This is a genomic window from Psychrobacter sp. 5A.1 (genome assembly GCF_030407455.1).
Taxonomy (GTDB): Bacteria; Pseudomonadota; Gammaproteobacteria; order Pseudomonadales; family Moraxellaceae; genus Psychrobacter.
In genome coordinates this window covers 1-22,003 of sequence record NZ_JASDDJ010000032.1, presented here as the reverse complement: position 1 = coordinate 22,003, position 22,003 = coordinate 1, and the positions used below count along the sequence as shown (strand labels likewise).

The window sequence follows — 22,003 nt, the reverse complement described above, 5'->3', positions numbered from 1 at the left end:
GCGTATTAGAGCAATCACCTTTCATCACATTCAGTCATAGTTACCCCTTTTTACGTATTTGTTTATTAAAATTTAGGAGCGCGTCATGAGCCAAGAAAAACCAAATGAGCCGAATCAAGCGCCTCAGACGTCCACTGGTGCTCCAGCAACAGACACACGTATAACGCCTGATACGAGTCAGGCAAGCCCAGCCGCACACTCTACACAAGAGACAACCAATACAGCAGAAATAAAAGTGGCTGATACGCAAGACGCGCCACATATAGATAGCTCAGCAGAGAGTCAGGCAGGCGAACAGGTAGACAGTAATGACCCACCGATGCCACCAAAAGAGCCGATACCAGACACGACTGGTTGGTCACCCAAGAAAAAATCCTATCTAAACTTAGGCTTCTTGGTTGTGCTGATTGTCATTGGTGTGGCGTTGATTTTGTATGCTTGGAAGCTCCCACCGTTCACCCCAACGGTACAGCAAACCAATAATGCTTTTATTAAAGGTCAAACGACCATCATTAGCCCGCAGGTTTCTGGTTATGTCACCAAAGTAGCTGTGCAGGACTTTGCCAATGTAAAAGCGGGTGACTTACTCATAAAGATAGACGATCGAACGTTTCAGCAGCAGCTCGAACAAGCGCAAGCGAATACTGAGGTGGCGGTCACCAACCGCTCTACCAATGATCAAGACACACAAACCAGCCAAGCACAAATCGAAGCACGCAAAGCTGACTTATATAGTGCCAAAATCAACGTACAGAGCGCTCGTGAAGATGTAAACCGCTACCAAGGTTTGGATGCTATTGGTGCGGTATCAAAGGCGGAGGTGGCTCATATCAAGGCTCAACTCGCCCAAGCACAGGCAGGTGTACAGCAAGCAGAAGCCAACTTGCAAGCGGCGCAAGAAAACCGTGAAAAAACCAGTGGCAGTCGCTCATCACTGGACGCCAATATCAAAAATGCAGAGGCAGGCGTCAAGCAAGCGCAAATTAATCTGGACAATACTATTATCACTGCGCCTGAGTCTGGACAGCTGAGCCAAGTCAGTGTCAAAGAAGGTCAGTATGTCAGCGCTGGCACCCAGCTCATGTATATCGTGCCGAAGGGCGTCTGGATTATTGCAAATTTTAAAGAAACTCAAATAGCCAATATGGCAATCGGTGAACCTGCAACCATTCATGTCGATGCGCTTGGCGGTGCCAAATTTAATGGTCACATCAGTAATATCTCGCCAGCAACGGGCAGTGAGTTTAGTGCAGGTGCAGCCAATCCTGCGACAGGTAACTACATAAAAATCGCTCAACGTATCCCTGTACGCATCGACTTAGACCAAGATCAGCCTGAATTGGCACGCTTACGTCCTGGTATGTCAGTCTCAGTGGATGTCGATACGGATGTTCAATAAGAAGTAATATCAGATAAAATAACTAACGTAAAAAAGCCACTCTAAATACCAAAAAATTGGATTTAGAGTGGCTTTTTTACGTTAGTTATTTTATAGCTTCAAACTACAGCAACTATGGTAATAAGCGTTTGGTTGTCCAGCTTGTATTGCCTTCATTACCTTCACTGTCGTCGACGCTACTCTGCGTATAGACAATTCGATCATGCATACGATTGGCGCGACCTTGCCAAAACTCGATACTTTCAATCGTAATCTCATACCCACCCCAAAATTCTGGCGTTGGTACGGTAGTATTGTCAGGGTGCTCTGCTTGAAGCTGCTCAAACGTTTGCTCCATAACGGCACGATTGGCCACTTCACCACTTTGCGGTTGACTGACCCAAGCGCCTACTTGACTGTCATGCGGACGTTTTTGGAAATAGGCAGCCGATTTATCAGCATCGATTTTGGCAATACTACCACTGATACGAACTTGACGCTCAAGCTCATGCCAAAAGAATAACGCTTCGGCATTAGGATTCTCTGCAATATCCTGCCCTTTTGCGCTTTCATAATTGGTATAAAAGACTATACCTGTCTCAGTAGTCTCACGTAATAACACGATACGGACACTAGGTTTATGGTCCGCGCCGCATGTCGCTAAACTCATTGCATAAGGCTCTTGTACCTTTTGTGCTAAAGCCTCATTCATCCAGGCCTTAAAAAGCTCTAATGGCGATGCTGGTACTGACTGTTGGTCAAGCGCGCCTTTTTCATATGACAGACGTTGATCGGTAAAATCCATGCTCATGGTCATTCCTTATTTTAATATTGTTGCTTTATTATATGAACAACTATCAACCCAATACGGCTTTGATATGATCAGCCAAGTCATTTGCGAGCACATCACATTCTATTTCATCATCTGATTCAACCATTACTCGAATCATAGGCTCAGTTCCTGACTGACGAATCAACAAACGGCCTCTACCTTCTAAAGTAGCCTGCGCTTTATCAAAAGCGGCAACCAACTCTTCATGCTCAAACGGATCTTGCATCTTAGACAAGCGTACATTGACCAGTTTTTGTGGTAGCACTTCAAACCCCTCAACGAGATCACTAAGCGCGCGACCACGTGCTTGCATCACTGCCAATATCTGCAATCCAGCTATGATAGCATCGCCAGTACGGCTTTTGTCCAAGCATAAGATATGACCAGACGGCTCGCCACCCAATATCCAGCCATTGGCTTCCAAAGCTTGCATGACATAGCGATCACCTACTTTTGCACGCGTGAATGCAATGCCGTCTGCTTGCAGTGCTAACTCTAGACCCATATTGCTCATTAGCGTACCAACCACGCCTTTCGCCTTAGTCTGACCCTGAGTAGCAAGCACATATAAAATACCATCGCCATCGACTAATTTACCTTTTTCATCGACCATCACGATACGATCACCATCCCCATCTAGTGCGATACCGACATCTGCTTCATGCTCAAGCACGGCCTTTTGTAGGCTTTCAGGATGGGTAGAACCGCACTCAGCATTGATATTGATACCGTCTGGCGTGTTATTGATGGCGATGACATTGGCACCAAGCTCACGCATCACTCTAGGCGCCACGCTATAGCCTGCACCATTGGCGCAATCAACCACTACCGTCAGATGACTCAGATCATACTGATAAGGAAAGCTGCCTTTACAAAACTCGATATAACGGCCTTTTGCATCGTCAATTCGGTTATTTTTACCCAAGTTTGCAGGATCAAGAATAGGCATCGTTGCGTCGTTACTACCAGCATCATTGATGATTGCCGTTAATTTATCATTGATGGCCGTTTGCATTTCATCGCTAATTTTTTTGCCATTGCCTGAAAAAAACTTGATGCCGTTATCATAATAAGGATTGTGCGATGCTGAGATAACCACACCAGCATCTGCATTAAAACTACGGGTTAAATGTGCAATCGCTGGTGTGGGTAATGGACCAAGCATATAAACATCAACACCAGCAGCGTTAAACCCTGCTTGCAACGCGCCTTCTATCACATAGCCTGACAGACGCGTGTCTTTACCAATCACCACACTGGGCTTGCGGGCAGGATTGTCATTATTTTCTATTAATACCTGTCCAGTGACATAGCCTAACTTTAATATAAAATCAGGGGTAATCGGTAACTCACCAAACTTCCCACGAATACCATCGGTACCAAAATAGCTCATTATGTATGTTCCTCAAGTCAAAAAATAAAAGGCCAAGCGTATATGTCGGCAATACTATTGTTGTAATAATCTGTTTCTGTATTTTACAAAAAAAACAGCCAACAATAACAAAGCATTGTTGGCTGTTTGTATCTTAAAGTCGCTGTAACCTTACATTTTAGCTAACATTGATGCGATATAACACTACAAAGGGCGCTAATTGAAGATCCGCTCTAGTTCACTCGATAGTTCGGCGCTTCTTTGGTGATTTGCACATCATGAACATGTGACTCTTTCATACCTGCTGACGTCACCTTGATGAACTGTGGATTGGTACGCATGTCTTCGATGGTTGCAGAGCCCGTGTAACCCATTGATGAGCGTAAACCGCCAACCAACTGATTAACGATACCAGCAACTGGGCCTTTATAAGGAACACGGCCTTCGATGCCTTCTGGTACCAGTTTTTCTACGCCATCTTTAGCATCTTGGAAATAGCGATCTGATGAGCCATTTGAGCCTGACATGGCGCCAAGGCTACCCATACCGCGATAGGCTTTATAATAGCGACCTTGGAATAATTCAACTTCACCTGGCGCTTCTTCGGTACCAGCCATGAGTGAACCAACCATGATGCACGAGGCACCAGCGGCAATGGCTTTTGCCATATCACCTGAATAACGGATACCGCCATCAGCAATGAGTGGAATGCTGTCTTTTAGGGCACTAGCAACGTTATCAATGGCTGAGATTTGTGGCACACCGATACCTGCGATGATACGCGTGGTACAGATAGAGCCAGGACCGATACCAACTTTTACAGCATCAGCGCCCGCATCACGTAGGGCAAGTGCAGCATCACCAGTCGCGATGTTGCCACCGATGACTTGTACATGCGGATAATGTTTCTTGATCCAAGCCACTTTATCAATCACGCCTTTTGAATGACCATGCGCGGTATCAACCACGATGATATCAACATCCGCGGCGATCAATGCTTCAACGCGCGCTTGAGTATCTGCACCTGTGCCAACAGCAGCGCCAACACGTAGGCGGCCTTGGTCATCTTTACACGCATTTGGATTGTTTTCAGCTTTTGCAAAATCATTAACAGTGATAAGACCTTTTAGACGGAAATCATCATCAATAACGATAACTTTTTCGATACGGTGTTCATGTAGCAAGCGTTTGATGTTTTCGTTGCTCTCACCTTCATGTACCGTGACTAGCTGATCTTTTGGCGTCATGATTTGACTGACTGGCAATGATAAATTGGTCTCAAAACGCCAATCTCTATGCGTGACAATACCCACGACATTATCTGTACCTTTTTCGACCACAGGTACGCCTGAGATATTATTGTCTTGTGTCAAGCGTAGTAATTCACCGATAGTCATCTCTGGATGTACAGTGATAGGATCAACGACTGTACCCGCTTCAAACTTTTTGACACGGCGTACTTGCGTGGCTTGCTTGGCGATATCCATGCTCTTGTGCAAGATACCCATGCCACCAAGCTGTGCCATAGTGATGGCCATTTCAGATTCGGTCACGGTATCCATCGCTGCAGAGATTAGCGGTAAATTCAGCGTGATATTTTTGGTCAAACGGGTGGTCAGATCGGCAGTTTTTGGCAAGACTTCAGAATAGGCTGGCAACAATAAAACGTCATCAAAGGTTAAGGCTTCATCGACAATTCGCAACATACAGACCCCTAGTGGTGGTTATTTTGATGGGTGGGATTTTAGCAATAAACCAGCGAAACAAAACGCTCGAAAACTGCAAGTGATTGGTGAATCATAAGTTTGCACAAATATAGTGCAGTCTTACGCTTAACCACTTATTTATCCCTTAAAAATAACGCCATATTATAACAAATAATCAGACAAATCGCATGCTATATTGTCAGCTTATTTCAATAAAACTCGCCTATCACTATTGAAGACTTTAGAGCGTGCCATCAATGGGCGCATTTAGCACCCTACTTTTTGCTATTGACGATGGTCAATCGCTCTGTGGGTAGATAGGATTGTTGTTCGTGATACAGGTAACTCAGCATCTGCTCACGTATCTCACAGGCCAATGTCCACGCCTCGATGGGGCCTATCGCTGAAACAGCGCCGCGCAGTTGAATGGTGTTTTCAGTCACATCAACGACAAAAATCTCAGGCTCAGTGTTATTGTCCCAAAGCTTGTTGTCTTTGACTGCCGATATAAACGTCTCTCGAATAGCGTCAATATCTGCGCCATAGTCGATATACAAAAACACAGGGCAGGTCTGATGTACTTCTGTATGTGACCAGTTCTCTACCTTTTCAGTGATCAACTCACGCATCGGCACGATCAATCGACGCTCGTCCCATGTTTTTAGCACCGCATAAGTGTAACGCAGGTCTTCAACGGTGCTAAAATTGCCATCCATGATCACGCTATCACCAATTCGTACGGGCTGAGTCACTGCCACCTGTACGCCTGCAATGATATTGCCCAATATCGGCTGTGCGGCGATACCAATGACCACGCCCGCAATACCAGCCGAGGTCAATAGTGTCTTGCCAAGGCCCTCCATGTTGGTAAATTCGCTAAAGCCAATCCAGATACTGCCCAAAATCATCACAAAAATAAAGACTCGGCGAAATATCGACACATAAGTGCGGCGGCGACGTTCTTTATCAAAATGCTCTGCCGCCAGATTTTCAATTTGCATGTCTTGATAACGGTTGGCAAAAAAATTGATGACTCGAATACCGAGCCACATGGCACTAAACACCAATCCGATCCAAATAAGTGGGCGAATAGATGAGGCGACCGCATCCAAATACGGAAAGCCCCCAGAAACCAAGGTGAAAACGAGTGAAAAACTGATCGTAAAGGTTAAAGGCACTGTCAGTTTGCTGATCAAATCGGCCACGCCATTGGTACTGCCAACATACATGCTATATTTTTCATCATCAATATAACGACTGATAATTTTTTCTGTGCCTTTACTCAGCAGCCAACCCATACCCATGGTTAATAAGAAAAACAGTATGAGCGCTGCAAACTCCCATAGCGCGATGCCAAAAATCTTTAATTTTAACCAAGTGGGCAAATAACGTTCAAACGCTGCTGGGTGATACTGCTCATAAAGATTGTCAATATTGTCAACGGTCTGCGCAGAAAACACCCAGATGGGCGCGTCATCGCCTACCCGTACTCGCTGCAGATATATAGGGACGCGGCGCTCCCGATAATCAATATAGCCAAGCTGAAGAGAACGCCTAGCGATACCCATGACACTACTATTATTACCAAGCGGTGGTTCAATCAAGCCATCGGGACGATCTGGCATATCGTCGAATACATAAAGTTCTTTTTCGGACAATAAAAAATCCAGTCGCTTTGTCAAATCAAGCGCACGGCTACGCTGGTTTTTTTCATCAATCAAGTTCATATTTAGCGCATAAGCGGCCAAATCATACTGCTGCTTCATCAACGCTGATTGAAAAAATTCCAAAGCGGCAAGTGGTGTCGCTAGGTTGGGTGGCTCCAACAACGGCGGCAATCCAGTGTTGAGCTTATCAAGTATATAATAGCCTTCATTATACTCTCCCGTCAGTGCTGAATCGCCTTGTAATCTTCCTGCTTGCTCTACTGCATTACGCTCAGTAGGGTCAAATATCTCTTCAGTGAGACCAGAAATACTGACACTTTCGTCTTTAATCGTATTGAGCTGTTGAGCCGCATATTCAGCCAAATTATCAGGCTTACTGGCAGGTTGTTCGGTTTGCTCACTCGCACCCTGCTCATTGTCATTACTTGCCGCATTAACCGGTACGCACACAGCACTAAACACAATAACAACTAAAGCAAGTAGCAATGACCGCAATTTATGAAACATAATGTCAGACGTGGCATTGACATGCTCATTACCATGCACACTGAATTCAACAGTCGCAAACCTATCCATGGCTGTACCTTGACTCCTAACCGCTCGATTCTTGAGAGTATTCATAGGTTAACGGCCAGTAATTTATGTGAGAGTCGCATACAAAGGCTGTCCTTCATGAAAATAATTCTAGATAATATTTCTGTATTTTATTAAGTCTACAAAAAAAGCCAGCGTAAAGCTGACTTAGTTTATGACTATCTGTATGGGTATTCTGTAACAGAACTACCTCAAGCGCGGCGCCATGTCGTGCCAGCTCGGCTGTCTTCGAGCTCAATACCAGCATCTTTTAATTGTTCACGTATCTCATCAGCACGGGCAAAGTTTTTGTTGGCTTTAGACTCTGCACGTTCAATGATTAAACCATCGATAGCCGTATCCGTTAAACTATCATCTGCCTGTTCACCAATCACAGCTTGTAAAAATTGCTGTACTGGCTGCTGCAAGATATTGAGCACTTGCGCCAATGCCTTTAATTGCTGAGCTGACTGCCATGCGGTGTCTATCTCTTCGGTTTTAATGGCTTTGGTGATATCACGTGCCAGCCCAAACAAGACGCTGATTGCGGTTGAGCTATTAAAATCATCATTCATCGCTTTGATGAAATCTTGCCCAGCTTCACTACTGTAGGCTTCAGTAGTCAACGCTTCATCAATTATGAGCGTATCACCCTTTAACTGTTCTGCTAATTTTAGAACGTTATAGAGCCTGCTTAGGCTATTATGTGCTTCGTCTAGCGCACTGTCCGAGAAATTGACTTGGCTACGATAATGGCTCGATAATAAGAAAAAACGCACTGTTTCCGGAAGGTATTTTGCCATCACATCACGAATGGTAAAAAAGTTGCCCAATGATTTGGACATCTTTTCGCCATCGACATTGATAAATCCAACGTGCATCCAGTTGCGTGCGTATTCACAACCAGTTGCAGCTTCAGACTGAGCGATTTCGTTTTCGTGATGCGGAAACTGTAAGTCATGACCACCGCCATGAATATCAAAGGTGCTACCTAGGCATTTAGTCGACATCGCAGAGCATTCGATATGCCAGCCTGGTCGTCCTTGTCCCCATGGTGACGCCCATTGTGGCTCATCAGGTTTTGCCGCCTTCCATAGTACAAAATCAAATGGATTGCGCTTGTCATTTTCGACATCGACGCGTGAGCCTGCCTGCATGTCGTCGAGGTTGCGCTTAGACAGTTTGCCATAATCGGCAAAGCTATCGACAGCATAGTAGACATCACCATTGTCGCCAGCGTACGCATAGTCGCCTGTGACCAGCGTTTCAATCATTTGCTGCATCTCATCGATATGATCCGTCGCACGCGGTTCAGCATCTGGCATCTGGCAACCAAGAGCTGTCGCATCTTCATGCATGGCTTCGATAAAACGCTGCGTCAACGTGCCAATCTCTTCACCATTTTCGCTAGCACGCGCGATGATTTTGTCATCGATATCGGTAATGTTACGCACATAATTAACGTTATAACCCAGTTGTGCCAGCCAGCGTACTGCCATATCAAAGCCGACCATCACCCGCGCATGACCAATATGACAATAGTCATAAACGGTCATACCGCACACATACATGCCTACCTGCCCTGATTTAAGTGGTACAAACTGACGTTTTCCGCCCGTCAGTGAGTCATAAATGGCAAGCTGGGACATCGCATTTGCAAATGGTGTGGTCATAGTAAAAAAGCCTTTTAACATAAATAAAGTAGAGAAATTGAGAATCTCGGCTGCCGCGTATGCACATGCCATACCAGCAGCTGTGACTACAAATCAAAATAAAATAAAAAATCAGACCAAAAAAATCATAATATAAAACCTAACCCATTATCTTAGCGAAAACAGGCGTAAAATACTACAATGAGCGTGCAACTAACGCTATTCAATCATAAAAACCGTTAAGGATGTAAAGATGGGCAATCGCTTAAGCAAGATATACACACGTACTGGAGATGATGGCAGCACTGGTATGGCAGACGGCAGCCGCGTCAGCAAAGCGGACAATCTATTTAGCGTCATGGGTGATATTGATGAGCTCAACTCGCATATTGGATTGGTACGTGCGCAGCTAAAGCACAATAAAGGGCAATCTATAGAGCAAGGGTTTTCTGAGGCTTTGGTCATCATTCAGCACTTACTATTCAACATAGGCGGTGAGCTTGCCATGCCAGAGTATGAAGGCGTGAATGCCACTCACATTGAATGGCTAGAGCAGAAAATCGATATGATGAATGCCACCTTACCACCGCTAAAAGACTTTATTCTGCCAACAGGTTCAGTATTGGTGAGTCAATTGCATGTGGCTCGTAGTGTATGTCGCCGCGCTGAACGCCAAGCTGTCATATTGCAGAAACAACGTCCACAAGCGATTCGTAGTACTGCCGTTAGCTTTATTAATCGCTTATCTGACTGGTTGTTTGTCGCTGCACGTTTCTGTACAGATCCAGAAAAAGTCTCTGAGGTGCTATGGGACAGTCAAGCATTAAAGACATTTACTGACAATCAATAATCAATAATCAATACTTAAACACAAAAAATCCCGCAACATCACTGTTGCGGGATTTTTTTATTCAGCGATAGCAATTAGCTCTACTAGGGCGTGTCTTCAATTCACTCGATAGTCATCTAAATGGGCTAAAAATGGCTATCTCTTATTACAATGACAAATCAATAAGTTGCGCTATTGTCTTCAATGATAACCATGTCAATGGTTTCATCTTTAGGTACTGCTTTTGGTGTGGTTGGCTTGCTAGGCTCTGATGTAGCCGTTTGATTGTTCGCTGTTGGACTGCTCTGACTGTCAGCAGGGTTATTAATGGTTGGCGGTGTCGTAGGTTCAATTGGACGAATCGGCTCAACTGGCGTTACGATTCTCGGCTGACGAATTGGGGCAGCTTGAGTATCATTATTTTGTGTGGCTCGGCGCTCAGCGGCACGTTGGGCACGCTGTTTATCCATTGCCGTTTTGAATACAGAACCTGCCATAACATCTGCAACGACCGTAATCAATGCTGGTTGACCCGCAATACGTGTGCGCACTTGACCGCCTTGAGTACCAACGATATAAGTGAAAGCGTCATCAACGAGCATATTGTTATTGATACGAATATTGTCTTGCGCTAAACGTGATTGTAAGCTTGGCTGGTTATTGGCCGCTTGTACTTGGCTGGCTTGATACAAGTCCTCACTTGGTAGCGTCATGCTGACACTTGCTTGGCAAGTCGTCATGCCATTCTCATTGGCTTTTTGCAAGATAGCAGCGTTTTGTACATCAATGACCACACCGTTGATTTTTTCGCTAACGATGCCACTTTCTAGACTGATTTCGGCATCATTTGCATAATTGGCAGCCAACGCCTGAGCTTGTTGATTGAGTGTGTTCTTTAGAGCTGATTTTAGGCGATCTTGTACCATAGGATCATCACAACTGATCGCAGGCGCAACGCCATTTTCAGCATCGACCGTCTCTTGCTCTGTTAGCTCTGCCGCCTCAGCGGTGTCTTTTTTATCTGAGCGATCACAACCCGCAAGCGCCAAACCACATACCAATCCAATCCCAGCAACCTTATGCCACTTGCTCAAACTTATATTTGCTACGCTCATACTAACTCTACTCCCAATTTACAGGTTCGTACCGCCACTGACTGACAGTGTTCAACATTCAAATCGCAACGCTAGCTGCTACAGATATGAAAACCACATCATTATACGGTGTTTAAGTGAAATGGTCATTAGTGTAGCCCATGGATATACAAATAGTGCCCCTCATTATGAAAAAAACCTGCTTTTGGTTGCAAAAACATAACAAACATTGGCAGAATTGGCTTTTGAACCCATCACATCTAAAAAAGTACGGTTGATGTGGCAATTTTTGTTAGACGTCGCTGATGTGACGCTATATGATTATGCATAAAAACCATCGATCATTAGGGCATATGATAAATTTTAGAGATACCTTGTTATTGGGTCACCGAGGGGCGCGTGGTGAGGCATTAGAAAACACCTTTTCAGGTTTTCAATACGCTCAAAATCTGAAATCAAAAGGATTGTCAGGCGTAGAGTTTGACATACAGCTAAATACCGACGGTCATTTGCTTGTATTTCATGATGATGACTTGCAGCGTATGTGCGGTCGACAGTCACGTGTGGACCAATTGACACTCACAGAAATTCAATGTCAGCGCCAGTTTGGCCAACCAATCATGACGCTCGCAAGCATAGCACCTGCCCTCAGTGGGTTTGACGTGATAGAGCTTGAGATTAAGACTCATAACCGAACCAATTATGCGGTATTGGTTGAGGCACTGGATCGAGCGCTTATCAATACATCTCTTGCCAGCTTGCCTATGGTGCTAACGAGCTTCGATGTAGCGCTGCATCATCGATTACAACGCCATAAGCGGTTATCTCACATGCCACGAGGCTTGCTTATTCGCACCCCAGAAGCATTAGCAAGTGCTACCAATACAGCATTGCAGCTGGGCTGTATTCAACTGGGCGTTCATTATCCGCTTTTGACTCAATCCATCATCAAGCACAGTCACCGTTATGGCTTACCTGTGAGCGCTTGGACTGTCAATGATATGAGTGCCATTGAACAGCTTATAAAATGGGAAACCGATGTCATTATTACTGATTTTCCGAGTTATTGTTTGCTACCTTAGATAGGTTACTCGGACTTTTTTTATATCTACTCTATTTTTCGATGTTCTTACTATTTTCTACATATCTATCCTTCTGGTTACACTTCTCATTCATGTCTGATAAGTCACCCGTATTTTTGACCAATACATTCTATAATTCATACAAGTTATTGTTATTTAGCAATATTTTTATAGTGTATAAGTGTTCACTTTACGCGATTTTTAAGGTACTATGGTGGCTTAAATTAATACCGTTAGGGATATTATATGATTGCAAAAAAAGCACTTGGCTTACCGCTTAAAGGCTTACGTTTCGCTATCAAATCTGGTGATACGCTTGTAAAGACTGCCAGCACTCAAGTAACGCGTTTTAAGACTCGTTTTGATGAAAAAAAGGCGCAAGCTGCATTTGATGAGCAGCCTGTGGCAAAACGCAGTTATGCTCAAGATTCTGAGTCAGTCGAGCTTTCTACAGAAGAAAAAAGCATCGATATGCGTGAGTTCGAATTTACGAAAGCGCCGATTAACTGGATTCCAGCGACTATCTTGGTAGCGACGCCGATTGCTGCTGCTATCATTACACCATGGTACTTGTTTACTCATGACGTTAGTGCGCCAGTGTGGGGCGTGTTTGGCGCTTTTATGGTATGGACAGGCATGAGCATCACAGCAGGCTATCATCGCTTGCTGGCGCACCGTGCTTATAAAGCGCATCCGATTGTCAAAAACTTCTTATTGCTTGGTTCGACCCTAGCGGTGCAAGGTTCTGCATTTGATTGGGTATCGGGTCACCGTGTCCATCATCGTCATGTCGATGATCGTTTGGATGATCCATATTCAGCAAAACGAGGCTTTTGGTTCAGTCATATTGGTTGGATGTTACGCAACTACCCTAGTGGTAAATTTGATTATAAGAATATCCCTGATTTGACCAAAGACAGAACGTTGCAAATTCAGCATAAATATTACGGTTTATGGGTAGTGGCCCTGAACGTCGGTATGGTTGCGGCGATTGGTTGGTTGCTGGGTGATGTTTGGGGTACGTTGGTCATCGCTGGTTTACTGCGTTTGGTGTTGACCCACCACTTTACCTTTTTCATTAACTCGTTATGTCATATGTTTGGTAATCGTCCTTATACGGATACCAATACTGCCCGTGATAATTTCTTCTTAGCCATATTTACATGGGGTGAGGGTTATCATAATTACCATCACTTCTTCCAATACGATTATCGTAATGGCGTAAAATGGTGGCAGTATGATCCAACCAAATGGTTGATTGCGGGCCTATCAAAGCTGGGCTTAACCAGTGAACTACGTACTGTTGATGACACGACTATCAAACATGCTGAAGTGCAAATGCAGTTCAAAAAAGCCCAGCAGCAAATCGATACAGCAGCAGTAGGCGGCATTGATTTGCCTCATGCGATGAAGAGCTTCCAAGACCGTATTAAGTTCGAATACGATGCCTTTACGCAAACTGTCGAAGAATGGCAAGCGCTAAAAGCAAAAACTATCGAGCTTAAAAAGACAGCGTTTGCTGATCGTTTGCATGAAGTTGATGATAAGTTAAAGCACGATTATGCCAAAATCGAACAGAAAATCCTTGAGCATAATAGCAACCTAAAAACCGCTTTCCGCTCTATTGGTGCGAATGAAAAGGCGGCTTAATTAATCTCTGATTAACCCTATAACCATCACGTTTCTCCCTCCCCCTATCTGTCCTAGATAGGGGGATTTTTTTGGTTTAATATTACAAGAGACGGACAGAGTAAAACGATGCCCTATGACAGCTATGCTATAGTGACATTCTCACTTTTATATTTTAATGGAAACGGCCTGTATGCGTTATCAAAACACTTACGTCAACCTAGACACGCGCCTTTATCATGAGCAGCCGCCAGCCTCACTAGACAATCCTCGTGCTGGTCACTTCAACACTCAAGTTGCTCAGCAGTTAGGCTGGACAACTAATGAGGACTTGATGACCAATTGGATTGAGATACTCGGTGGGCAATACGTGCCAGCGGACTTTAAACCATTAGCAATGGCGTACGCCGGTCACCAGTTTGGGCAATGGGCTGGACAGTTGGGTGATGGGCGCGGTTTACTCATGGCGCAAGTGCTCGATAACGATGGACAGCCACAAGACTTGCATCTCAAAGGCGCGGGCCTGACGCCCTATTCACGTATGGGTGATGGGCGCGCAGTCTTACGCAGTACCATTCGCGAGTACCTGTGTGGTCATGCATTGACGCAGCTTGGTATCCCCTCGTCTAACGCATTGGGGTTTGTGGTATCTGATACGAGAGTGCGCCGTGAGCGTATCGAAGCAGGTGCAGCACTAATGCGTGTGGCAGACAGTCATATTCGTCTCGGTCATGTCGAATGGATTGCCAGCTTTGCCCCTGATGTACTGGGTGAGTTCACCGACTATATGATTGACACTTATTATCCAGAGTGCCGTGATAGTGACGTGCCTGTGTTGGCATTTTTGACCGCTGTGGTTAAACGTACAGCCCACATGATTGCTGACTGGCAATTGATTGGTTTTGCTCACGGTGTCATGAATACAGATAACTTATCTATCACAGGCAGTACTTTGGACTTCGGGCCGTTTGGCTTTATGGAGCGCTTTAATCCTGCATGGATTAATAATCACTCAGACCATACGGGTCGCTACGCTTATCAGAATCAGCCTGCTATCGGGCATTGGAATCTAAACGTTTGGCTGCCACATTTTATGCGCTTAGACGGCGTTACTCGTGAAACGCTCGCCGACTGTTTAGCGCCTTATGAAGCAACCTTTATGCAGCATTATCAGCAAGGACTGTGCCGCAAGCTTGGCTTACCGCATCAAAGAGAGAGCCTCAGCTTAGCCTTTGAATGGTTGACATTATTGGAAGACAACTTGCTCGACTATACCAATAGCTTCCGCGCTCTGCTCGGTTTGATCGCACCAGAAGATCATCCGTACGAGCAAAAGCTACTGGCTACTATGACCACTGAATTAAGCAGTGATGCGCAGCAAATATGGCAAGACTGGTCAACACGTTACCTTGCAAGCATCGAGCAGCTGCCGCTAGCACAAGCAATCAATGACATGCAAACCACCAATCCTGTCTATATTCTGCGTAACAGTATGGCACAGCGTGCGATCACTGCCGCAGAGCAAGGTCAGTTTGAAGAAGTTGATCGGGTATTTCGTTTATTAGCCAATCCTTATAGTGTGCAAGATATTGCTAATGATCTAGATACTAGTGCGCCTGCGCCTGATACACCGCAGGTGCCTATTAGCTGCTCATCTTAGTAGTTGCCCGCTTTAACACTTTTCAATTCTGTAATATTTTGAAACATTATGAAATTAAGGTTGATATCTAGACGCATTTTTTGGCATCATCAATGAGATAAATAATGAATATCATTTTATTATATTGTTCCGACAATTCACGGCTGTTGACTAGGCGTGAATTGTCAATAGTGCTAGAATGAATATTTTAGCTAGTTTGCTTTTTTGACCTGATCCTTGATCGTCGACCATGATTCTGATGGTCGTGAGTCGTTTAACGTCCCTATACCTTCCCATTATTATCATTCAATGATTTTTGGAGGGTTAGACGTTATTTTTTATCACCGTTTAATTTATTCCAATTTATACTAACCATGGCAATTATTATGAATGACGATACCACTTCGAATACGGATAACCTCAGTACAGAAAAAGAGCAGTTTGAACAAGCTGCCTTACATTACCATGAGTTTCCACGCCCAGGTAAAATTTCAGTAACCCCTACTAAGCAGCTGGCCAACCAACGTGATTTAGCACTTGCCTACTCTCCAGGTGTTGCTGTACCTTGTCTTGAGATCCAAAGAGATCCAAAACTTGCCTCTAAATATACGGCACGTAACAATCTAGTTGGTGTCATCACCAACGGTACTGCGGTACTGGGTCTGGGTAATATCGGTCCATTGGCATCAAAACCTGTCATGGAAGGTAAAGGCGTTCTATTCAAGAAGTTCGCAGGTATCGACGTTTTTGATATTGAAATTGACCAGAATGATCCAGACAAATTCATCGAAGCGGTTGCCTCGCTTGAGCCTACCTTTGGTGGTATCAACCTAGAAGACATCAAAGCACCAGAATGTTTCAAAATTGAGCGCGTCCTCCGTGAGCGCATGAACATTCCTGTGTTCCATGATGACCAACATGGTACGTCAATCATCGTTGCCGCAGCCATGCTAAATGCTTTGTTGATTACTGGCAAAAAAATCGAAGAGATTAAAATTGTTTGTTCAGGCGCAGGCGCAGCAGCCATTTCTTGCTTAGATATCATTTGCGCACTTGGTGTTAATAAGAACAACATCATTGTTTCAGATTCACGCGGTATCATCACCACTAGCCGTGAAAACCTTGACGAAACCAAACAACGCTATGCTCGTGATGTTACGGCTACTTCTATCGAAGAAGTCATGGACGATGTCGATATGTTCCTAGGCCTATCAATGCCAGGTACACTATCAGAAGATATGGTTCGCCGTATGGCAAAAGACCCTATCGTCTTTGCACTTGCCAATCCAACACCTGAAATCATGCCAGAATTGGCACATGCCGTACGTCCAGACGTCATCATGGCAACTGGTCGTTCAGACTATCCAAACCAAGTAAACAACGCGCTATGTTTCCCATACATCTTCCGTGGTGCACTAGATGTTGGTGCAACCACTGTCAACGAAGAGATGAAAGTGGCTTGCGTAAAAGCAATCGCTGCGATGGCACATGTTGAAGCCACTCCAACTACCAGTGCTAGAAACATCGAAAAGATGCAGAGCTTTGGTCGTGACTATTTAATCCCAGGCCCTCTAGAGCCAAACCTAATCATTGAGATCGCGTCTGCTGTTGCCAAAGCAGCGATGGATTCAGGCGTTGCTACCTTGCCTATCGATGACATGCAAGCCTATCGTCAGCGTCTGTCTGAGTTTGTTTATAACTCAGCGTTTGTGATGAAGCCAATCTTTGCTCGTGCCAAAGCCGATCCAAAGCGCATTGTGTACTGTGAAGGTGAAGACAACAATATTTTGCTCGCTGTGCAAGTGGTCGTTGATGAGAAGCTGGCACAACCTATCTTGGTTGGTCGCCCTTCCGTTATCGAAGCCAATATCAAAAAGCTGGGCCTACGTCTAAAAGATGGCGAGAATATTACGATCGTCAACGTTGATGATGATCCTCGCTACAAAGACTACTGGCAGGGCTACTACGAGAAGAACAAACGCCGCGGTGTCAGTATCGAACTTGCTCGTCGTGATGTCCGTCGCAAGACCACATTGATTGGCTCATTATTGGTCGAAAATGGTGCGGCAGATGGTATGGTATGTGGTACGTTTGGCCATTACCAGTTGCATCTAAAATACGTTGAAAGCGTCATTGGTAAAAAAGAAGGCATGAACGACTTCTATGCGATGAATGCCGTATTGATGCAAGATCGTAATATCTTTATCGCTGATACCTATGTGCATGAAGACCCAACAGCTGAGCAACTGGCTGAAATGACTGTTTTGGCAACGGATCAGTTACGTCGTTTTGGTATCACGCCACGTGTCGCGCTAGTGTCTCATTCTAACTTTGGTGCTTCAGATCGTGCCAGCGCTGTCAAAATGCGTAAAGTTCATGAGCTACTAACCAATATGAACGTCGACTTTGAGTTTGATGGCGAAATGCAAGGTGATGCCGCGCTTAACGAAAATATTCGTCTAAACGATATGCCATCAAGTCCATTGAAAGGTGCCGCGAACCTGCTTATCTTGCCAACACTCGATGCGTCGAATATTGCCTTCAACTTGCTTAAAACAGCAACTGGTAGTGCTTCTATTGGTCCTATCTTGTTAGGTACTAGCAAGCCGGTACACATTTTGACACCATCAGCGACTGCACGTGGTATCGTCAACATGACTGCATTGACCGTCACTGAAGCGCAAGACCTAGAAAACGAAAAATAGTCATATATCATACCCAGTATGAATGCACTATAGTCGGTTCAATATAATTTGGGTACAAGGAAGCCGAGTGAAAGTACTACGAGTAGTAGACTGAGCGAGGCTGACACCGTACTCAATTTATAGAGGACTGACTATATTAAGAAGGGCTCTGTCATCCATTGACAGAGCCCTTCTGCTATACTAAAACCAGTCAATGCGACTTATAGAGCATTGGCTGTTTTTTTGATTCATAAAAATTGAGCTGATGACATATAGCTCAATAATAAGAAGAGGCTTCTATGCAAATTTACCTCGTAGGCGGTGCTGTACGCGATCGACTGCTCAAGCGTCCTATCAAGGACAAGGACTTTGTCGTCGTCGGCGCTACTGTTGCAGAAATGATTGATGCAGGGTTTCAACAAGTGGGCGCTGACTTTCCCGTGTTTTTGCATCCGACCACTCATGAAGAGTATGCATTGGCACGTACAGAGCGCAAGCAAGGCTTAGGCTACAAAGGTTTTAGCGTACATGCCAGCCCTAATGTTAGTCTAGAAGACGATTTGCAACGTCGTGATTTGACAATCAATGCCATGGCGATAGAGGTCACCAGCCTAAATGATGACACCCCTATCAATGGTAACGTCATTGACTATTATGGTGGACTGGCTGATATAAAAAGCAAGACCTTGCGCCATGTATCAAGTGCATTCAGTGAAGACCCACTACGGGTGCTCCGAACGGCTCGTTTCTATAGTCGTTACTACGATTTGGGGTTCAGTATTGCAGAGGACACCTTGAACTTAATGCGCCAATTGGTTGGCTCTGGAGAGCTCAGTCATCTAAGTAGTGAACGCATTTGGCAAGAATCCAGCCGTGCGACTATGCAGCTGTCGCCTCAAGTCTACTGGCAAAAACTGTTTGAGATTGGCGCACTCACAGAGTATTTTGCGCCTTTGCATCATACTTGGGATAATGCTCATATACGAGAAACGGTGCAGACGGCGCTATATTTCGCAGGGCAAATGCAGCTTAATTTGTCACAGCGTTGGGCACTGCTAATGAGCAGCCTTAATCCATCTCTATTTATCTCAGAGCCTACAGACGAAAATGTTAACGCAGCAGCTAATCTAAAAGAAATTAATAACATAGGTAATATAGCCAAAGTACCAAAAGCACATACCCAATTTGCCAACTTATTCGTGCAACAAGCAGAGAAAATAAGTGCTATAAATAGTCTTAGTGCTGCTGAAAAAATCGACCTCATACAAACTTGCGGCGCTCATAAAGAGCCTGATAAATTCTCGCAATTACTCGTATGCAGTCATGTCCTACAACTGGCAGTGCAACACCGTCAGATGATGATAGCGTTAAATAGCTTTCATGCTATCGGCATGACAGATATAGCACCAGACCTCAAAGGCCCAGCTATTGGTGCGGCATTGCGGCAGGCTAGAATTGAGCACTTGCAAGTACAGAACTCACATAAAAAACATTAGAGAGCAGATAGTATCTTCACTATGAATCAAACCATCAACGCCCTCCAATCAGAAAATATCAATGCCAAAGCGCCAGTGATGCTCGTCACAGGAAGTGCCAAGCGTATTGGCGCAGCGATTATTAGAGCCGCTCACAGCCAAGGCTATCGAGTCATTATTCATTGTCATCATAGTGAATCAGAAGCCCAAATATTGGCCACACAGCTGAATAGTCTGCGTGCGGATAGCGCAGCGCTTATCATCGCCGATTTAGCCGTCGTCGATGATAACAATGCTTTGAGTACACTCGTCAAAAATATTGTAGAGACCTTTGGCCAGCTCGATGTATTGGTACACAATGCTTCACGCTTTTACCCTAGCCCACTTGGCAGTATTAATCACGCACAGTGGGACGAGCTATTTTTGACCAATGCCAAAGCGCCTTTATTATTGAGCCAAGCACTATTTCCTTACCTTAAAAAACAGCAAGGTTGTATTATCAGCCTACTGGACATTCACGCGCATGATAAGCCGTTTAGCAATTATACTGTCTACAATATGGCAAAAGCGGCTCATCGTATGATGGTACAGTCTTTAGCTCTTGAGATGGCACCAGAGGTACGGGTCAATGGTGTCGCACCTGGCGTCAATATCTTACCTGATGCTAATAGCGACCAAGCATTGGATCATGATCAGCAACGAAGTATCATCGGCTCAATCCCTATGCAGCGCATAGGCAGACCTGATGAAATTGCCCATAGCGTGCTGTATCTTGTGCAGGCCCATTATCTCACTGGTGAGATTATTACTGTTGATGGTGGTCGCAGTCTAACCCTAGCTGGTGGTCAAGTTTAATAGAAAATAGCACTTCATAAAAAATATCTTGATAATGGCCCATTTTTTGCTTGAAAAATTCAAAAAATCAGGTATCATTGTCCGTCTAGCGTTAGGGCCCATAGCTCAGTTGGTTAGAGCAGAGGACTCATAATCCTTTGGTCGTAGGTTCAAGTCCTACTGGGCCCACCATATATTAAATCAGGCTTGTTCGCAGCGATGCGGCAAGCCTTTTTTTTATGGGGTTTCGGCAGATTTAAGAATACATTGGTATATGGCGAACCATATAGAATATTGGTATATTTGTTGGTATAGATTATACCAACGCGGAGATATACCAACATGCCATTAACTCATACGATTATCAATAAATTAACACCAAGTGAAAAATGCACCCCTAGCCGCCCTGACAAGCATAGCGATGGCGATGGCCTTCAACTGTGGGTAAGACATACGGGAAACAAAGTCTGGGTCAGTGCTTACCGCTGGCAAGGTAAACAGCAATCACTCACTTTGGGCAAGTATCCACTAATCACATTACAACAAGCACGCCAGCGTAACCTAGAAATAAAACAGTTAATTAGTGAAGGTATTAACCCGAAGGATAAGAAAAAAGAGAAAGCTGCTGAACAAGACGGTTCAAGACTTTTTGATACTATTGCACAAGCTTGGTATGCGGATCGCAAGACCTTTTTAGCCTCAAGTACGTTTAGTCGTAATTATTCAGCCTATATGCGTGACGTTAAACCGATTATTGGTCATAAACTAATTGATGATATTACCCCACCTGATATTTTGAAGATTGGTAAGAATGTCGAGGCTCGTGGCGCTAATGAAATGGCGCGACGTATAATGGCAGAGGTTGGACAGATATTTAAACATGCTATTCGCATAGGTATAGCAACATCAAATCCTGCGGCAGATTTATCAGCGGCAATCAAACCGCATAAGACTAAAAATCACAGCCGTATTACGTCAAAAGAGTTACCAAAACTTTTACAAGATATCAATGACTACACTGGCCATATCCCAGTCAAACTAGGTCTATGGTTCTTATGCTATACCTTTGTACGAACTAATGAGATCAGATTTATGGAATGGTCAGAAATCGACTGGAAGGATAAAATTTGGCGTATACCTGCAGACAAAATGAAGATGGATAGACCTCACATTGTGCCTCTTGCACCGCAGGTCATAGATATATTACAACAAATTAAAGAGCTGAATTTTTCAGAGCAGTACGTATTCTACAACCCTTCAACTCGCAAACCTTACAGCCAAAATGCTTTTATTAACGCGCTTTATCAGATGGGTTATAAATACAAAATGACGGGGCATGGTTTCCGAGGGCTGGCAAGCACCACCCTTCACGAACAGGGCTATATGCATGAGGCTATAGAGCTACAACTCGCCCATGAGCAAGAGAACAAAATTAGTAAAGCATATAACGGTGCCCAACATTTAGATTATCGTCGAGATATGATGAATGCGTGGGCAGATTTTATAGATAATAGTTTTCGAAAAGGTTATTGATTTTTATCAAAAAATTTATTTTAC

Annotated in this window: 15 protein-coding genes and 1 tRNA gene; 10 read left to right on the top strand and 6 right to left on the bottom strand. The window is 44.4% G+C overall.

Annotated elements, in window-relative coordinates; all coding sequences use genetic code 11:
- The first annotated feature begins 85 nt into the window (after positions 1-85).
- Positions 86-1,399, top strand: a complete 1,314-nt coding sequence (locus tag QL982_RS08660; protein WP_290163354.1) for an HlyD family secretion protein — start codon at positions 86-88, stop codon at positions 1,397-1,399.
- A 112-nt stretch (positions 1,400-1,511) separates the two neighbouring features.
- On the opposite strand, the gene pdxH is transcribed toward QL982_RS08660, so the two are convergent.
- The 5 genes from pdxH to cysS all read right to left on the bottom strand — a co-directional run bounded on the left by pdxH (position 1,512) and on the right by cysS (position 9,201).
- A complete protein-coding gene (pdxH, locus tag QL982_RS08655; RefSeq protein WP_290163375.1) occupies positions 1,512-2,183 on the bottom strand; it encodes a pyridoxamine 5'-phosphate oxidase in 672 nt (223 codons plus the stop codon).
- A 52-nt stretch (positions 2,184-2,235) separates the two neighbouring features.
- Positions 2,236-3,603 (bottom strand): phosphoglucosamine mutase, encoded by a 1,368-nt coding sequence (gene glmM, locus QL982_RS08650; RefSeq protein WP_290163356.1) that lies wholly within the window; start codon positions 3,601-3,603, stop codon positions 2,236-2,238.
- Positions 3,604-3,815: 212 nt separating this feature from the next.
- On the bottom strand, positions 3,816-5,288 hold the full coding sequence (gene guaB, locus QL982_RS08645; RefSeq protein ID WP_290163358.1) for an IMP dehydrogenase: 1,473 nt from the start codon (positions 5,286-5,288) through the stop codon (positions 3,816-3,818).
- Between the two features lie 275 nt (positions 5,289-5,563).
- Positions 5,564-7,576: a mechanosensitive ion channel family protein gene (locus QL982_RS08640; RefSeq protein ID WP_290190265.1), complete on the bottom strand. Its 2,013-nt coding sequence runs from the start codon at positions 7,574-7,576 to the stop codon at positions 5,564-5,566.
- 164 nt (positions 7,577-7,740) lie between these two features.
- The gene (cysS, locus tag QL982_RS08635; protein WP_290163361.1) at positions 7,741-9,201 is read right to left on the bottom strand and encodes a cysteine--tRNA ligase; all 1,461 of its coding nucleotides are present in this window, start codon (positions 9,199-9,201) and stop codon (positions 7,741-7,743) included.
- Between the two features lie 232 nt (positions 9,202-9,433).
- Between cysS and QL982_RS08630 the strand changes: the two genes are divergently transcribed.
- On the top strand, positions 9,434-10,030 hold the full coding sequence (locus QL982_RS08630; protein WP_290163362.1) for a cob(I)yrinic acid a,c-diamide adenosyltransferase: 597 nt from the start codon (positions 9,434-9,436) through the stop codon (positions 10,028-10,030).
- Between the two features lie 158 nt (positions 10,031-10,188).
- On the opposite strand, the gene QL982_RS08625 is transcribed toward QL982_RS08630, so the two are convergent.
- Positions 10,189-11,124, bottom strand: coding sequence for a hypothetical protein (locus QL982_RS08625; RefSeq protein WP_290163363.1), 936 nt, complete (start codon positions 11,122-11,124; stop codon positions 10,189-10,191).
- Between the two features lie 332 nt (positions 11,125-11,456).
- Here QL982_RS08625 and QL982_RS08620 point away from each other — a divergent pair, with 332 nt between their 5' ends.
- The 8 genes from QL982_RS08620 to QL982_RS08585 all read left to right on the top strand — a co-directional run bounded on the left by QL982_RS08620 (position 11,457) and on the right by QL982_RS08585 (position 21,979).
- Positions 11,457-12,185, top strand: coding sequence for a glycerophosphodiester phosphodiesterase (locus QL982_RS08620; protein ID WP_290163364.1), 729 nt, complete (start codon positions 11,457-11,459; stop codon positions 12,183-12,185).
- Positions 12,186-12,656: 471 nt separating this feature from the next.
- On the top strand, positions 12,657-13,835 hold the full coding sequence (locus QL982_RS08615; RefSeq protein WP_290163376.1) for a fatty acid desaturase: 1,179 nt from the start codon (positions 12,657-12,659) through the stop codon (positions 13,833-13,835).
- A gap of 172 nt (positions 13,836-14,007) precedes the next feature.
- Positions 14,008-15,474, top strand: coding sequence for a protein adenylyltransferase SelO family protein (locus QL982_RS08610; protein WP_290163365.1), 1,467 nt, complete (start codon positions 14,008-14,010; stop codon positions 15,472-15,474).
- Positions 15,475-15,839: 365 nt separating this feature from the next.
- On the top strand, positions 15,840-18,158 hold the full coding sequence (locus QL982_RS08605; RefSeq protein ID WP_290163367.1) for an NADP-dependent malic enzyme: 2,319 nt from the start codon (positions 15,840-15,842) through the stop codon (positions 18,156-18,158).
- Positions 18,159-18,436: 278 nt separating this feature from the next.
- Positions 18,437-19,633, top strand: coding sequence for a tRNA nucleotidyltransferase (locus tag QL982_RS08600; RefSeq protein ID WP_290163370.1), 1,197 nt, complete (start codon positions 18,437-18,439; stop codon positions 19,631-19,633).
- Between the two features lie 21 nt (positions 19,634-19,654).
- On the top strand, positions 19,655-20,467 hold the full coding sequence (locus tag QL982_RS08595; protein WP_290163373.1) for a pteridine reductase: 813 nt from the start codon (positions 19,655-19,657) through the stop codon (positions 20,465-20,467).
- Between the two features lie 94 nt (positions 20,468-20,561).
- A tRNA-Ile gene (locus QL982_RS08590) sits at positions 20,562-20,638 on the top strand.
- Positions 20,639-20,788: 150 nt separating this feature from the next.
- The gene (locus tag QL982_RS08585; RefSeq protein WP_201539732.1) at positions 20,789-21,979 is read left to right on the top strand and encodes an integrase arm-type DNA-binding domain-containing protein; all 1,191 of its coding nucleotides are present in this window, start codon (positions 20,789-20,791) and stop codon (positions 21,977-21,979) included.
- Positions 21,980-22,003: the final 24 nt, after the last annotated feature.

Excerpts from the sequence above, each read along its gene's own strand:
- QL982_RS08660 (WP_290163354.1), top strand. The coding sequence starts at position 86 with ATGAGCCAAGAAAAACCAAATGAGCCGAATCAAGCGCCTCAGACGTCC.
- pdxH (WP_290163375.1), bottom strand. The coding sequence starts at position 2,183 with ATGGATTTTACCGATCAACGTCTGTCATATGAAAAAGGCGCGCTTGAC.
- glmM (WP_290163356.1), bottom strand. The coding sequence starts at position 3,603 with ATGAGCTATTTTGGTACCGATGGTATTCGTGGGAAGTTTGGTGAGTTA.
- guaB (WP_290163358.1), bottom strand. The coding sequence starts at position 5,288 with ATGTTGCGAATTGTCGATGAAGCCTTAACCTTTGATGACGTTTTATTG.
- QL982_RS08640 (WP_290190265.1), bottom strand. The coding sequence starts at position 7,576 with ATGAATACTCTCAAGAATCGAGCGGTTAGGAGTCAAGGTACAGCCATG.
- cysS (WP_290163361.1), bottom strand. The coding sequence starts at position 9,201 with ATGACCACACCATTTGCAAATGCGATGTCCCAGCTTGCCATTTATGAC.
- QL982_RS08630 (WP_290163362.1), top strand. The coding sequence starts at position 9,434 with ATGGGCAATCGCTTAAGCAAGATATACACACGTACTGGAGATGATGGC.
- QL982_RS08625 (WP_290163363.1), bottom strand. The coding sequence starts at position 11,124 with ATGAGCGTAGCAAATATAAGTTTGAGCAAGTGGCATAAGGTTGCTGGG.
- QL982_RS08620 (WP_290163364.1), top strand. The coding sequence starts at position 11,457 with ATGATAAATTTTAGAGATACCTTGTTATTGGGTCACCGAGGGGCGCGT.
- QL982_RS08615 (WP_290163376.1), top strand. The coding sequence starts at position 12,657 with ATGCGTGAGTTCGAATTTACGAAAGCGCCGATTAACTGGATTCCAGCG.
- QL982_RS08610 (WP_290163365.1), top strand. The coding sequence starts at position 14,008 with ATGCGTTATCAAAACACTTACGTCAACCTAGACACGCGCCTTTATCAT.
- QL982_RS08605 (WP_290163367.1), top strand. The coding sequence starts at position 15,840 with ATGAATGACGATACCACTTCGAATACGGATAACCTCAGTACAGAAAAA.
- QL982_RS08600 (WP_290163370.1), top strand. The coding sequence starts at position 18,437 with ATGCAAATTTACCTCGTAGGCGGTGCTGTACGCGATCGACTGCTCAAG.
- QL982_RS08595 (WP_290163373.1), top strand. The coding sequence starts at position 19,655 with ATGAATCAAACCATCAACGCCCTCCAATCAGAAAATATCAATGCCAAA.
- QL982_RS08585 (WP_201539732.1), top strand. The coding sequence starts at position 20,789 with ATGCCATTAACTCATACGATTATCAATAAATTAACACCAAGTGAAAAA.